Source organism: Leptolyngbya boryana PCC 6306 (assembly GCF_000353285.1).
GTDB classification, from domain to species: domain Bacteria; phylum Cyanobacteriota; class Cyanobacteriia; order Leptolyngbyales; family Leptolyngbyaceae; genus Leptolyngbya; species Leptolyngbya boryana.
The window spans coordinates 6,196,753-6,211,257 of the sequence record NZ_KB731324.1; the positions used below are offsets into that span (position 1 = coordinate 6,196,753).

A 14,505-nucleotide genomic window follows, 5' to 3' on the forward strand; every position below is an offset into this window, starting at 1 on the left:
ATCAACGACTAGAGTTATTTACTTCAGGATAACATTTCAACTGTTATGAAATCTATGCCGTCTCATTCAGGAAAATTGCCTCAGGGATCTCGTGACAATCGCAAACATACCGCTAAAGTCAAGCTGGATGGCTTGTATCAAAAAGCCGTCAAAGAGGCATTTGTTAAACTTGACCCACGGATTGTCGTTAAAAATCCGGTGATGTTTGTGGTTTGGCTCGGTACGATCGTGACTTTGCTCGTCACGCTGGAGCCAAACTTATTTGGAACCGTGCAAGCTGATGTGAATCAACAACGCCTGCTCAATGGCATCATTACGTTGATTCTATTTTTTACAGTTGTTTTTGCGAATTTTGCAGAGGCAGTTGCAGAAGGACGTGGAAAAGCTCAAGCAGATTCACTGCGATCGACGCGATCGGATACTTCTGCTTTAAAAGTTTTTCCCGATGGTACAACTCAGAAAGTAAGTTCTACTGCACTACGGCGGGGTGATCTGGTTCGAGTCGTAGCTGGAGACATGATTCCAGCTGATGGGGAAGTGATCGAAGGCATTGCTTCTGTAGATGAATCTGCCATTACTGGAGAATCGGCTCCGGTGCTGAAGCAACCCGGCACAGACATTATGAGTTCAGTCACGGGTGGGACTCGCATCATTTCTGACCAATTGTTACTCAAAATTACTCAAGATCCGGGGCAAGGCTTTATCGATCGGATGATTGCCCTCGTCGAAGGCGCAGCACGCACGAAAACGCCAAACGAAATTGCTTTAACTGTGTTACTTGCAGTTCTGACCCAGGTGTTTTTGATTGTGGTTGCGACCGTTCCCCCAATTGCAAACTATGTTGCAAACTTTTTAGAAACAACGCTCGGAGGAGAGGTTGCAAATAGCTTCCGCTCGGGAGCCAGCATCGCGATTTTAATTTCGCTGCTTGTGGCATTAATTCCGACGACAATCGGGGGCTTGTTGAGTGCGATCGGGATTGCGGGAATGGATCGAGTGGCGCAGTTCAATGTGATTGCGACTTCTGGACGAGCTGTTGAAGCTTGTGGAGATGTCAATACACTCGTGCTTGATAAAACTGGAACGATCACGCTTGGGAACCGTCTCGCTGACGAGTTTATTCCAGTGAATGACCATTCACTCGTAGAGATGGCTGATATTTGTCTTGCCGCTAGTTTATTCGATGAAACTCCAGAAGGACGATCAATTGTCCAGCTCGCTCAAAATTTAGGTGCGAATTTTGCCTTAAATGGAAAAGCGGCTGAAGGGGTTGAATTTTCAGCTCGAACTCGCCTGAGTGGGACAGATATTGAAGGCATTGAGTATCGTAAGGGAGCCGTGGATGCTGTGAAAGGCTTTGTGCGATCGCGAGGTGGACAGGTTCCTGCTGCACTCGACGAAGCTTATGAGCGTGTCTCTCGATTCGGAGGAACGCCGCTTGCGGTCTGCCAAGGCAGTGATATGTACGGCGTGATCTACCTTAAAGACATTGTAAAACCGGGACTTCGCGAACGATTTGATCAACTCCGTCGCATGGGAGTCAAGACGATTATGCTCACTGGAGATAATCGCATCACAGCTTCAATCATTGCTCAAGAAGCAGGGGTGGATGATTTTATTGCAGAAGCGACTCCTGAAGACAAGATTGACGTGATTCGCCGCGAACAATCTGAAGGTAAGCTCGTTGCGATGACGGGTGATGGAACCAATGATGCGCCTGCTCTTGCTCAAGCCAATGTCGGCTTAGCAATGAATTCTGGCACACAGGCTGCGAAAGAAGCTGCCAATATGGTTGATCTAGATTCTGATCCGACTAAACTGATTGACTTAGTGACGATTGGCAAACAGCTTCTCATCACCCGTGGGGCATTGACCACATTCTCGATCGCGAATGACATTGCGAAGTATTTTGCAATCATTCCTACTATCTTTGCTGCTGCCGGAATCGGTGCATTGAACATTATGGGGTTAAAAAGTGCAGAGTCCGCGATCGTATCTGCCTTAATCTACAACGCGCTGATCATTCCTGTACTGATTCCATTAGCCCTAAAAGGTGTGCAATTTCGTCCGCTCACTGCCGATCAATTGCTCAAGCGCAATATGTTGGTCTATGGCTTGGGTGGCATTGTTGCACCTTTTATTGCGATTAAAGCGATCGACCTGATTTTGCCGTTATCCTAGTAAACTGCTATGAAATTCAATTTACCTCACACTCTCACTCCAGTGTTTGAAGATACGAGCGAAATGCTTTTAGCATGGCGCAGAAGAAAGCTGCCTCTGTATTTGTTCTTGGCACTTTGTTTTAATCTTGTTCTTGCACCTGTGGTCTATGCTGCTAGTAGTTCTCAGCTTTCTCGCTCCCAAGCTTGGTCACTGGGACTACTTGGCTTATTAATCGTTGCATTGTCTGTTTACTTGTTTTTTGTGATGTTTGCGCCGGAGAAATTCTAAAATGAGCTTTGTACGTGAGGCAGGTAGAGCCGTTCGTTCTACTTTCGTTCTTTGGGTTCTGACTGCTTTGATTTATCCATTTGTGATGATTGCGATCGGACAAATTGCCTTTCCATTTCAAGCAAATGGCAGTTTGATCAACAACGCTCAGGGACAACCGATTGGCTCAGCTTTAATTGGGCAACCGTTTACCAGCGATCGCTATTTCAATAGTCGCCCTAGTACTACAAACTATAGTACTGCCGATCCAAAAGCAGATTCGCTAGGGGTATTAAAAACAGGGGTTTCAGGTGCAAGTAATCTGGCTCCGAATAATCCCGCTTTGCTCGATCGCATCAAAGGCGACATTCCCAGATTGCAGAAAGCAGGTGTGAAACCGACAGCCGATTTAGTTTACACATCAGGGTCAAGTCTTGATCCGCACATTACGCCAGAGGGAGCAAGAGCGCAAATTGATCGAGTCGCAAAAGCGCGAGGACTGCAACCGAATCAGATTGAAGCTTTGATCACCCAAAATACTGAGAATCGCTTCTTAGGCATTTTTGGTGAACCCGGAGTAAATGTATTAAAGCTGAACTTAGCGTTAGATGCTCTCAAACCTGCTCGGGCATCGTAACTGCAAAATCTAAGAGGCTAACTTAGAACTGTATTTGAGAGTGCAGATGCTCTTGATCCCATTATGATAATGAATGCTTCTAGTGTGGCATTGCTCATGAAAGTTTGTAGCCTCGTTGCAGTTAGTCTTGTTGTTGTCATTGATGCGTCGCTGGTCAAAGCGCAAACTATTTATCTCGATCGCGCTCAACAGGGCATGGTGACATCGGCGCACCCTATCGCCAGCGAGATTGGTTTGAGCATTCTCAAACAGGGCGGAAATGCGATCGATGCTGCGGTTGCTACGACCTTAGCGATTTCGGTTGCGGAGCCGTTCTCTGCTGGCATCGGTGGTGGGGGCTTTCTGATGTTTTACCAAGCGCAGAAAAATGAAACGAAAGCCCTGGATTTTCGAGAACGTGCGCCCCTGAAAGCAACTCAAAACATGTATTTAGATGCTCAGGGCAAAGTTCGCCCGAACAGTAGCATTAATGGTTACTTAGCAGTCGCTACACCTGGAACAATTGCAGGACTCTACGAAGCCCATCGGCAATATGGAAAATTACCTTGGAAGACGGTTGTTGCTCCGTCTGTGAACTTGGCTCAATCTGGTTTTCCGGTGAGTCATCGGTTTACGGAAGCAACGACATCACGGAAGTTTCAAAATGCCGAGGCTCAGAAGATTTTTACGCATCAGGGCAAGCCTTACCAGCCGGGTGAAATTTTCAAGCAACCTGATTTAGCAACCACTTTAAGCGCGATCGCAGTTGATCCGAATAGTTTCTATCAAGGCAAAATTGCGACTGCGATCGTTAATGATATGCGAGTCAACAAGGGGCTAATTACTCTCGAAGACCTCAAACAATATCGTCCGATCTGGCGTACTCCTGTATGTGGAGATTTTCGCCAAGCGCGGGTCTGCTCCATGCCGCCGCCTTCATCGGGTGGAGTGCATTTAATTCAGATGCTCAATTTGGTGAGTGATACGGATCTTAAAACAATGGGTTGGCGCAATCCAGATTCGTTGCATCTTCTGGCTGAATCGATGCGAATCGCTTACGCCGATCGTGCAACTTATCTTGGCGATCCTGACTTTGTGAAAGTTCCGGTATCTGCCTTGATCAGCCCTGCTTACGCGAAACTTCGGCGTTCAGAAATTAATCCCAAAAAAGCTGCTCCTTCAGTGAAACCAGGCGATCCAGCAGTTTTACAAAAGCTTTCAAAAGAATCGACGGAAACGAGCCATCTCACAGTGGTCGATCGCGATCGCAATGCAGTCAGTCTTACTTTTACAATCAATCTGGGTTTTGGGGCGGGAATTGTTGCGAAAGGAACTGGAATTGTTTTGAACAATGAGATGGATGATTTTGCGATCGCGCCGAATACTCCGAATGCGTTTGGTTTAGTCGGGGGGCAAGCGAATGCGATCGCGCCTCGCAAAACGCCGCTTTCGAGCATGACTCCCACAATCATTACTGAAAATGGAAAGCTCCGAATGGCAGTAGGCGCACCAGGCGGAAGCACGATTATTACAACAGTGCTGCAAAGTATTCTGAATGTGTTGGTTTACGAGATGGATGTCCGCCAAGCGATCGCCGCACCTCGAATTCATCATCAATGGCAACCGGATCGATTAAATGTAGAACAACGGGGACTTGATCCCTTGACGATTTCAGACTTACAGCGTCGAGGACATCAAATTTATCAGCGTGGAAATTGGGGCAATGCGAATGCGATCGTCGTTCGTCCAGATGGCGGGTTAGAAGGTGCAGCTGACCCACGCGGCGAAGGTACTGCTGCTGGATACTAAAGAGCTAAAACTGGTTGATCCAGTGATGCAGAACAATCATGAAAACTGCTAATCCAACGATTACCATTGGAATAATTCCTAAACCAGTTTGATTAGCTAGCCAGCCGAGTAAGGTTGGAATGGTTGCTGCTCCTAAACTTGCCGTACTCGTCATCAACCCGATCGCAGAGGGAACTAATGCAGCTTCCACGCGCTGCGGAACGAGCCAGATCACAGTCGGAAAAATTGCAGCCAAAGCAAATCCCATCACAAACAAACTCCAAAGCTGCATTGGAAAAAGCCACCAAACCCCCGCACTGAACAATAACAATCCGAGCGAATAAATAATCGTGCGAATTGCTCCAAACCAGCGAACCATTTGACCCATCGAAAATCGACCGAGTGTTAAACCTGCCCAATAGCCGCTGACGCTATAGCCTGCAAGCCAAGTTACAGTACCCCGATCGACCGTTTGCACTGTATATGACCAATTCCCGATCGAGGCTTCTGTGCCCACATAAACAGCGAGAAGCAGTGCCGAAAGTACGATCGTCGGAGTCCGAAAAATCATGCGAAGATTCGATCGAGCCGATGCAGTCGCTTCAATTCTCTGAGTTAAAGGGCGATAGTGATGCACAATCGCCCAAATCATTCCAACAATGACAAGCCCGGCAAAGCTCGCAAACACCAAATAGACATAGCGCCAATTAACTTGTGCTTCCAGGAGCGTTGTCGCGATCGCGGGTCCTAATAAAGCACCAATTCCATAGAACGCATGGAGAAAACCCATCTGATTCGCATTTTGCTGATTGCTTGCGATGAACGTATTCATACCAGCATCGATTAGCCCAATTCCGATTCCTAAGAGCGTGCCCGATGCGACCATCATGCTCCAATGAGTCGTTGAAGCATAAATAGAAAGCGCACTGGTTAGAGAAATGGCTGCCAGTAGAATCATGCGAGCTAAACCGAGATGGCTCACCAATGCGCCACTATTCAATGCAGCGATCACATAGCCTGTAATTTGGCTGAGAAACAAAAAAGTGATACTTGCCGGATTGAGTTGAAATGTTTTCAAAATCGAAGGCAGTAGAACGCCCAATCCACCTTCTGCAATTCCGATCGCGATAAACGAGTAGAATGCTAAAACAATCCCAATCCAGCTAGCATCAGTGCGGCGCTTTGAGAAGACCATACGATTAACTTCGCTGTCCGTTCAGTGTGAAGGTCTGAGTTGAAGTCCCATCTAACACTTCAGCAGTTCCCGTTAACGTGTTCTGAACGACTTGAGCATTGATGCGAACCTGAATGTCTTGACCCTTAAATTTTTGCCGATGTTCGAGTGTGAAACGATCTCCTACAAGTTTGATCTGAGGCAGGCTAATTGTTGTTCCCGCAATTTCCCCGGTAGCACTCGCATTTTGAAAGGTTTGTTTCATCTGCAATGTATAAGGGATAGATTGTCCGGAAGCACTAGAGAGTGTGCCTGTCCAAGTTCCTTCCACAGGTGCGGGAATGATCCAAAGATAAGCCGATCGATTGTTGACTAGCACTCGTTTATCCGGTGTCCAATCTCCCATTGCAAACGCATGAGAAACAACACGGCTGCCTGGTTTGAGGTCACTTAATAGCTTCGGTCGCAGTTGTAAATTGATCTTGGGCAACAGATACAAGGTGACGACTGAGGCTTCGCTAAAATTGGTTTGGAAGAGGTCTTGCTGAATAAATTGAACACGATCGCTTACGCCTGCTTCTCTTGCATTTGCATTACTGCGATTGACTAATCCTGGATTAATCTCAACTCCGACTCCTCGTTTTGCGCCGAATTTCTGAGCCGCAGTAATCACTAATCTGCCATCGCCTGAACCTAAGTCATAAACGATGTCCTCTCGCCCAACATTGGCTAATTCCAACATTCCCATCACAACTTCTTCCGGCGTTGGAACATAAGGAACAGCCGGATTGATCAGCTCTGAGCTAGGTTGAGCCTGTGTAATAGTCGGTTGAATAGTAACGACTGACAGTGCAATCAGGACTCCGAGAAACTTGAGCGATCGACGCATGAATTCTTTCCTCACAGTAACCTCTGGAGATCTAACGGATTCAGACATGCTGGATCATCTATCGGAGAGAGGAGTTGTGTGTGGAGGAGTTGAGTGGGTCTCGTAGTTAGTCGAGGTGGGGAGTGGGGGGAAGACTAGAAATAATTTTTGCTCCCACTCTCCCCACTCCCCACTCCCCATCACTTACGCTCTGGATGCGCCGACACCTCCGGCGGTGGATTGCCTAGGAAATTCACGGCTGCGATCAATTGATAGAGTCGCCCTAAATCTCGTTGATTAAAATTCAAAATTAATCGGGGTAAGCCATAACTCTCATCTTGGGCTTCTTGTGGCAATGGCTTCGTCTTCTCGATTCTGCCCGTCACTAAAATGTCCCGAAAGCGATCGTTCAACTCATCAACTGCTGCATCACTCAATTCTGTCTTCAAGCGCAGCACTAGCTGGCTGCCGACATAACGGCTAGAGTGATACACCTGATAGAAACTCGAAATCGCGTTACAAGCTACATCGAGATCATCAGTAATGGTATACAGGCTCGGATCATCGGCACTGATCAACCCCCGTTTCATCAACTGTTTGTGAATGTACTCTGACCAGTCGTGCCAATAATGTCCACCCGGTTTGTCAATCAGCACCAATGGCACCGGAGCCGATTTGCCCGTCTGCGTCAGAGTCAAACATTCAAACGCTTCATCCTGCGTGCCAAACCCACCTGGAAACAACGCTAACGCATCACTTTCTTTCAAGAAAAAGACCTTGCGCGTGAAGAAATACTTGAACGGAATTAATTTGGGATCGCCTTGAATAAAATGATTCGCGCCCTGCTCAAACGGCAATTGAATATTCAAGCCAAATGACTTGTCCATGCCAGCCCCTTCGTTTCCGGCTGCCATAATGCCGCCGCCAGCACCCGTGATCACCATGTACCCTTGCTGAGTCACGCATTTCGCAAACTCTTTCGCCTGCTCATACTCTTCCGTTCCAGGCTTAATCCGCGCTGACCCAAAGATCGAAACTTTTCGGATATGCCGATATGGATAAAAGGTGGTAAACGCCCGCTCCATGTCCTGAAGCGACGCATTCAGAATTTTCCAATCTAAGCGATCGATTTCGTCCTGAGAAATTCGGGCAATCAGACCCAGGGCTTGAGCAATCAGCGCACCATGTTGCATCTCAGGCAAATGATCCAGAAGCTCGTTGAGCGTCGATCGTAAAGACTGGACATTCAGCATCGATCGAGAAGGTTGAGGCAAATCCGAAGGGTTAGCAGTCATGTAGATTTTCCTTACAGGGGCATTCTATTTTAGCGAGACAGGGCGCACTGGGAATGCCCGTATCGACACTGAAAAACGCCCTAGCACTCAAGTCTAGGGCGTTATCAGCACTGTGACAAATGAATTTAACAAATGAGACGAATCCAGGCGAATCAAGAAACTTGTCGAAACTGGTCTTAGAGGTGTTTGTCTAAAGTGTTCGATAAGGTGGTCTTGGGAACAGCACCAACGACCATATCAACCCGCTGACCGCCTTTGAAAATCATCAGCGTCGGAATACTACGAATTCCAAATCTGCTGGCAACACCTGGGTTCTCATCGGTATTAAGTTTAACGACTTTGACCTTGCCTTCGTATTGCGCTGCAATCTCATCGACAACAGGCGCAACCATGCGGCAGGGACCGCACCAAGGAGCCCAAAAATCTACGAGAACTGGGACTTCACTCTGAAGCACTTCCTGGTCAAACGACGAATCTGTAACTTGTGCGGTTGCTGACATTACCTGAAAATCCTTGCCTTTGTTTCATTTGACGAAATTCTACCATAGCAAAACGGTCAGGAGTTATTCACATTGCAGACATAAATAGATACATAAAATTAGATACAAAAGTTTTGGATAAGGTTGAATTTTGTAGCGGAATGAAGTGAGGTGGACGGGAGTTTGGAGGGCAGAGAGGGCAGCGTAACGAAATGTCCTTGACGATCGCTGCTTTGAGATGAACCAAACGCAGTAAACTGAAAATCTAATCGTGATTCATTTTGACTCCTGTGACTTTACGCTTGTCTCTCGCAAACCCCGCTCAGAACGAAGAATTGCCCAGAGTACAGCCTTGGCGCGGCTTGATTCATGGCTATCGTCGCTATTTGCCCGTGACAGATCAAACGCCCGTGATCACGCTGCACGAAGGGAATACGCCATTGATCCCGGTTCCTGCGATCGCGCGGGAGATTGGTCGGCAGGTGCAAGTGTTTGTGAAATACGACGGTCTGAATCCGACGGGCAGCTTTAAGGATCGCGGCATGACGATGGCGATCTCGAAAGCGAAGGAAGCAGGCGCGGAAGCGGTCATTTGTGCGAGTACAGGTAATACCTCAGCAGCGGCGGCGGCTTATGCGCGGCGTGGCGGTATGCGAGCGTTTGTGCTGATTCCCGATGGCTATGTGGCGTTGGGTAAGTTGGCGCAAGCGTTGCTGTATGGGGCAGAAGTGCTGGCGATTAAAGGGAATTTCGATCGCGCGTTAGAAATTGTGCGCGAGATGTCTCAGAATTATCCGGTGACGCTGGTTAATTCGGTGAATCCCTATCGCTTAGAAGGACAGAAAACGGCGGCGTTTGAAGTCGTTGATGTATTAGGTGATGCGCCGGATTGGTTATGTATTCCTGTAGGAAATGCAGGAAACATTAGTGCGTACTGGATGGGATTTAACCAGTATCACCAAGAAGGTCGATCGTCGAAATTGCCGAAGATGATGGGATTCCAGGCAGCGGGATCGGCTCCATTAGTGACAGGTGAGCCATTTAAACATCCAGAAACCTTGGCAACGGCGATTCGGATTGGGAATCCAGCGAATTGGCATAAAGCGATCGCGGTTCGAGATGCCAGCCAAAGTAGTTTTAATGCGGTGACGGATGAAGAAATTCTCCATGCCTATCGGATGTTGGCATCGCAGGAAGGGATTTTCTGTGAGCCTGCGAGTGCGGCTTCGGTCGCTGGATTGTTGAAGGTGAAGGATCAAGTGCCAGAAGGCGCGACTGTGGTTTGTGTCTTGACAGGCAACGGCTTGAAAGATCCAGATTCGGCGATTAAGTTCAGCGAGAATAACTTTAAGCAGGGGATTGAACCCGGTTTAGAGGAAGTTGCGAAGGCAATGGGATTCTAATGTTCTGAGACGCTCGCTCAATTGATCTAAATGGAGTTTCGTAGTACAAGACACAACGCGATTGGGTGTGCTTGCTACGATTCCATTTAGATAGTTTGAACTTCAGGATGGGGCGAATGGTCAGCACGATTCGATCGACTGTTTATCCGAAAGATTGCACCTTTGCACCTTCGGATTGGGATGCGTTGGCTCCATTTTGGTATCCGATCGCATTTAGTCGAGAGGTCACGGATCAGCCGATTGCTGCAAAGCTTTTAGATCAACGGCTGGTGGTATGGCGAACCTCAGCAGGCGTTTCAGTTGCAAATGATATTTGCTTGCATCGCGGCATTCCGCTCAGTATGGGCTTTGTGGAAGGCGATCATTTAATCTGCAAATATCATGGGTTTCATTATTCAACAGACGGGCGCTGTGTTTTGGTTCCAGCCGATCCAAATGCTTCAATTCCTGCAAAACTTTGTTTGAAGACTTATCCGGCGATCGAGGCTTACGGTTTAGTCTGGACTTCGCTGGGTGGGGGCGATCATCCCCTGCCTGATTTTCACGAGTGGGACGATTCGGATTATCAGCAAATTTTACCTGAAGCGGTTGATCTCAATGCTGCGGCTGGGCGGCAGATGGAAGGATTTCTGGATGTGGCTCACTTTGCTTGGGTACATCAGAAATCGTTTGGCGATCGCAGTAATCCGATTGTGCCGCACTATGAAGTGACGAAGACTCCAACGGGTTTGAAGGCTGAGTATTTGAGCAATGTCAGCAATTTTCCTAAAGCGATGCAAGATCGTGCCCCGGCAGATTTTCAGTGGATGCGAATTTTTGAAGTATTTTTACCCTTTACAGCGCGGTTGACGGTGCTATTTCCGAATGAGGGACGGCTTTGTATCTTGAATGCTGCGTCTCCCGTTTCAGCCCGAAAAACTCGCATCTTTTGCCCGATTTGCCGGAACTTCGATAAAGACATGTCTCTTGAACCCGTGTACGAATTTAACTATCAAGTATTTGCAGAAGATCAAGAAGTGGTCGAAGCTCAATATCCTGAAGATTTGCCCCTTGAACTGAGGGCTGAATCTCATATTCGGGCGGATCAAACGTCGATCGCATATCGCAAAGGATTAAGTGCGCTCGGTCTTGGTGCAACATATACGGCTTAATTGCCGATCTATCTCGCTGAGTGGAATGATGATCGAACCTTCCAATACGACGATTTAGATTATCGATGAGTGTGTTGGTATAGCGTCGAATGGCTTGAAGGGAAAGAATGTCGATCGTGCTTAACCTAAGATGCTAGAGACTTGAAGGAATAGAAATAGTCTCCAGCAGTAAGGCTAAGACACAGATCAAAGAGTTATGGCTAGGAGTGGTACATTAATGCTATTTTGTGGAATATTTAGCTCAATAGGCTTAGAACGTTCGCCAATATGGGAATTGAAGGTAATTTTAGGCAAATATCTCCACCCTTGCTTGAAATAGTACGGCAAGATCTATACATGCTGAATTTATATCTTCATGCCAAAGAATCTATAGAAACGGCAGAAATACAGTATCTGCCTACTTATCTACGAGATGAGAATCTTCATGGTGATTTGGATGCCATTCTTGCTGACGACCAGTGGAGAATTGGTAGATTAGACATTGATTCTGATTGGCACGCAATGCATTACTTGCTCACTGAAGATGCATCATCATGGGAAGAATGCAAACTACCGTTTGTTGTTACAAAGCATAAAAGTAAGAATTGGTTGCTAATCAATGCCGTTATGGGCGGCACTGCGATTGAAGAGACTACAGGCGGCTTCATGGATTTTGCTCCTGTCAGATACTTAGCACAACCTGAGACCCAAATAATTTCTGAAGCATTTCTCCAAATTTCAGAGAAGGAGTTTAAGTACAGATATGAGGAAGCCTGTGAATGTAATCCCAAAGTATTCAGAGGGATACGAGACGGTGAATTTGAAGATTATTGGTATAGATTCCGATGTATTTCAGAGTATTACAAAGTAGCAGTGCAGATGAACAGAGGTATGTTGCTATATCTAGGTTGTTTTTACGGTGTTGATTTCGAGTGGGAAGATATACCAATTGAGTAGCAGGGTAACCATTCAAATACAGATGACAAACCAAAATGGTTTCTGCTTCGTTGTGAGTCCTCTACCACCGCTGATTTGAGCCGTTAGACCGATATTGCTCGTCTCCACGCAATTGCCAATCTCATAGACTCCGATTCAATTTCAGAAAGTGTATGATGTCGGGAAGTATGGGGCTGAACTTGCGTAATAAAATCTTCTACTAATCGTCTTTTATCAGTCAAACTCCACCACAAAATGTCATAGGTGTCGAGCTTTCTCAAGTAGCTTTGATTCCTTGATAGATCATCGATCACATCTTGCCACCCCAGTTGTACTGCGACATGAATACAGTTTCGCTGTCCCAATTCCTCGCTGAGTTCTTCCTCCGATAGCATTCCGTTGGCTAAATCTTTTTTTGCTAGCGTGCGAAATGCCTGCCGTATTTGCTGAAGTTCACTTTCCGAAACGATAGAAGCCACCAAAGACTTTCCGCCGACACTCGCTATGGAAGAGAGACTCTCACTGACCCAGAACCAGTCTTGGTTTTCATACTCCGAGAGCAAATTGTTATGTAGGGCAATAATTGCATCTTTGTAGCCTACGTTTGCTAGAATTGCCCACTCCCGACAATTCTCTGGATACTCGTGTAAATCTTGAAAGATAGGATGCTCTGGATAAACCAGCATTGCTAGAGTCCACCAATTTTCTGGATCATGAGCAGACTTCTCGTACCATTGCTCAATGCGTAAACGTGCAGCACTACGGTACTCTGGCAAAAAATGATGTGCCAAAATTTCTAATTCATCAATTAGCCATCGATTGAATGAATCCTTTTGCTGCTCATATCTTGATCGCGCAGTTTCAATCCACCAAGATTCATCAACCCACGTATCGTTGCCTTGACGATACCAAGGTAAGCCAGATACAGCTACTAAATATGCCTCGCCATCATACATGAGTTGTTTTGCGGCTTGAATGATTGACTCAGCCCAATCTGTGATGAGTTGTCTTGCTTCATCTCTAGGGTTGGAATTCTTGACTATCATTTCAGTGCCTGTGCTGATTGTCGGCATTGTCTATTTTGGGATCAGTATAATCGAGCAGGCTAAAATGGTAAGCATGATATTAAGGGATGAAGCTTATGGCAATTCGACAACCCCGCTATCCCAAAGAAGAATTTGCTCGACGTGGCGATGAGATTTATGAATCTCAGGTACGATTGCAAGTCGAAAAAGGCAACCACGGCAAGATTGTAGCGATCGACATCGAAACCGGAGCCTTTGAGGTTGCTGATGATTTACTGACCGCATCTAAGCAACTCACCGCAAGATTACCAGATGCTCAGACTTGGTTTGTTCGCATTGGGCATCCAGCCGTTGATCATTTTGGCGCACGGAGTTTAAGACCGAAGCCATGATGGAGGGACGGGTAAATCAATATTGTGAGGCGACATTATCGATCGTCGTCAGAAGCAATACGACAACGCAACTAATAGATGCTGTAATTGATACAGGATTTTCTGGCTTTCTAACCTTGCCATCTGAAATCATCTCCACATTGAGATTGAGTTGGGAAGGTCGAGATTTCGCAACATTGGGCGATGGATCTTCCTGTACGTTCGAGGTTTATCTTGGGTCTGTCATCTGGAATGGGCAGTACCGCGAAATTTATATCAACGAGTCAGAGACAGTTCCTCTAATTGGAATGCGATTATTACGAGGCTACGAATTACAGATTCAAACCATTGAGGGTGGCTCCGTTAAAATTGATGCCTTGCCAAACGTCATTTAGCGACTCCTTGTGAGGTATGGTCTAGCAACAAAAATTCAGGCGGAACTCGATCGACTAACCAAACCCCATTTTCTGAACGATAGAACATAAAGCCAGCTTGCTGCATCGCGATCGTATCAACGCTCAACACGACAGGATGACCGTGACGCATTCCGACTTTTTTCGCAGTCTCGATCGATTCCGACAAATGCACATGATGACGATTCATCTTGAGCAAGCCAGATTGCAGAATTGATTCGACTGAAGATTCTGCTGTGCCGTGATAAAGGATATCCGGCGGGATTCGGGGTTCTAATTGCAAATCTACGATCGTGCTATGTCCCTGATTTGCCCGAATTCGAGTTCGAGTTTCATCAAACGCGAAACGCTGTTTATCGCACAGTGCAACAACCTGATCCAGTTCAGTGCGAGTGATCGAAAACCGAGCCGCAGCACAAGCGTTGAGTAACATTTCAACTTCGACCCAACCTCCCGGAGCCAGCGTAATTCCAAGACGCTCCGGCGTATGTCGCAAATGTTTACTCAAATATTTACTGATTTTGACTCGCCTTGTCGTATCCATATAATACAGAATATACTACAACTATTCTAGCTA

The 14,505-nt window shown here is 46.6% G+C and carries 15 protein-coding genes; 9 read left to right on the top strand and 6 right to left on the bottom strand.

The features are described 5' to 3' along the window. Positions 1–54: 54 nt before the first annotated feature. The 4 genes from kdpB (at position 55) to ggt (ending at position 4,855) form a co-directional block, all read left to right on the top strand. Positions 55–2,181 (top strand): potassium-transporting ATPase subunit KdpB, encoded by a 2,127-nt coding sequence (kdpB, locus tag LEPBO_RS0130745; RefSeq protein ID WP_017291447.1) that lies wholly within the window; start codon positions 55–57, stop codon positions 2,179–2,181. Between the two features lie 9 nt (positions 2,182–2,190). Continuing rightward, on the top strand, positions 2,191–2,451 hold the full coding sequence (locus tag LEPBO_RS38805) for a potassium-transporting ATPase subunit F (RefSeq protein ID WP_017291448.1): 261 nt from the start codon (positions 2,191–2,193) through the stop codon (positions 2,449–2,451). A 1-nt stretch (position 2,452) separates the two neighbouring features. Further along, a complete protein-coding gene (gene kdpC, locus LEPBO_RS0130755; RefSeq protein WP_017291449.1) occupies positions 2,453–3,067 on the top strand; it encodes a K(+)-transporting ATPase subunit C in 615 nt (204 codons plus the stop codon). 96 nt (positions 3,068–3,163) lie between these two features. After that, complete coding sequence (ggt, locus tag LEPBO_RS0130760) at positions 3,164–4,855, top strand: gamma-glutamyltransferase (protein ID WP_026149042.1); 1,692 nt, start codon at positions 3,164–3,166, stop codon at positions 4,853–4,855. 4 nt (positions 4,856–4,859) lie between these two features. On the opposite strand, the gene LEPBO_RS0130765 is transcribed toward ggt, so the two are convergent. The 4 genes from LEPBO_RS0130765 to trxA all read right to left on the bottom strand — a co-directional run bounded on the left by LEPBO_RS0130765 (position 4,860) and on the right by trxA (position 8,671). Further along, positions 4,860–6,029 carry an MFS transporter gene (locus tag LEPBO_RS0130765; protein ID WP_017291451.1) on the bottom strand — a complete coding sequence of 390 codons (1,170 nt, stop codon included), beginning with the start codon at positions 6,027–6,029 and terminating at the stop codon, positions 4,860–4,862. 4 nt (positions 6,030–6,033) lie between these two features. Continuing rightward, positions 6,034–6,897 carry an SAM-dependent methyltransferase gene (locus LEPBO_RS45155; RefSeq protein ID WP_017291452.1) on the bottom strand — a complete coding sequence of 288 codons (864 nt, stop codon included), beginning with the start codon at positions 6,895–6,897 and terminating at the stop codon, positions 6,034–6,036. Between the two features lie 179 nt (positions 6,898–7,076). Continuing rightward, a complete protein-coding gene (locus tag LEPBO_RS0130775) occupies positions 7,077–8,171 on the bottom strand; it encodes an LOG family protein (protein WP_017291453.1) in 1,095 nt (364 codons plus the stop codon). 176 nt (positions 8,172–8,347) lie between these two features. Beyond that, positions 8,348–8,671, bottom strand: coding sequence for a thioredoxin (trxA, locus tag LEPBO_RS0130780; RefSeq protein WP_017291454.1), 324 nt, complete (start codon positions 8,669–8,671; stop codon positions 8,348–8,350). A gap of 269 nt (positions 8,672–8,940) precedes the next feature. Between trxA and thrC the strand changes: the two genes are divergently transcribed. The 3 genes from thrC to LEPBO_RS0130795 all read left to right on the top strand — a co-directional run bounded on the left by thrC (position 8,941) and on the right by LEPBO_RS0130795 (position 12,140). After that, entirely contained in the window at positions 8,941–10,053 is a 1,113-nt protein-coding gene (gene thrC / locus LEPBO_RS0130785; protein WP_017291455.1) for a threonine synthase, read from the top strand. 116 nt (positions 10,054–10,169) lie between these two features. Then, complete coding sequence (locus tag LEPBO_RS0130790) at positions 10,170–11,204, top strand: Rieske 2Fe-2S domain-containing protein (RefSeq protein ID WP_051077905.1); 1,035 nt, start codon at positions 10,170–10,172, stop codon at positions 11,202–11,204. Positions 11,205–11,471: 267 nt separating this feature from the next. After that, complete coding sequence (locus LEPBO_RS0130795) at positions 11,472–12,140, top strand: DUF1877 family protein (protein WP_017291457.1); 669 nt, start codon at positions 11,472–11,474, stop codon at positions 12,138–12,140. A gap of 83 nt (positions 12,141–12,223) precedes the next feature. On the opposite strand, the gene LEPBO_RS0130800 is transcribed toward LEPBO_RS0130795, so the two are convergent. Next, complete coding sequence (locus tag LEPBO_RS0130800; RefSeq protein WP_017291458.1) at positions 12,224–13,192, bottom strand: hypothetical protein; 969 nt, start codon at positions 13,190–13,192, stop codon at positions 12,224–12,226. Positions 13,193–13,260: 68 nt separating this feature from the next. Here LEPBO_RS0130800 and LEPBO_RS0130805 point away from each other — a divergent pair, with 68 nt between their 5' ends. Both LEPBO_RS0130805 and LEPBO_RS0130810 read left to right on the top strand, forming a co-directional pair. After that, entirely contained in the window at positions 13,261–13,536 is a 276-nt protein-coding gene (locus LEPBO_RS0130805; protein WP_017291459.1) for a hypothetical protein, read from the top strand. Beyond that, complete coding sequence (locus LEPBO_RS0130810; protein ID WP_026149045.1) at positions 13,533–13,910, top strand: hypothetical protein; 378 nt, start codon at positions 13,533–13,535, stop codon at positions 13,908–13,910. Before LEPBO_RS0130805 ends, LEPBO_RS0130810 begins: the two co-directional genes overlap by 4 nt. On the opposite strand, the gene LEPBO_RS0130815 is transcribed toward LEPBO_RS0130810, so the two are convergent. Next, entirely contained in the window at positions 13,903–14,472 is a 570-nt protein-coding gene (locus tag LEPBO_RS0130815; RefSeq protein ID WP_017291461.1) for an RNA 2'-phosphotransferase, read from the bottom strand. The genes LEPBO_RS0130810 and LEPBO_RS0130815 overlap by 8 nt on opposite strands. Positions 14,473–14,505: the final 33 nt, after the last annotated feature.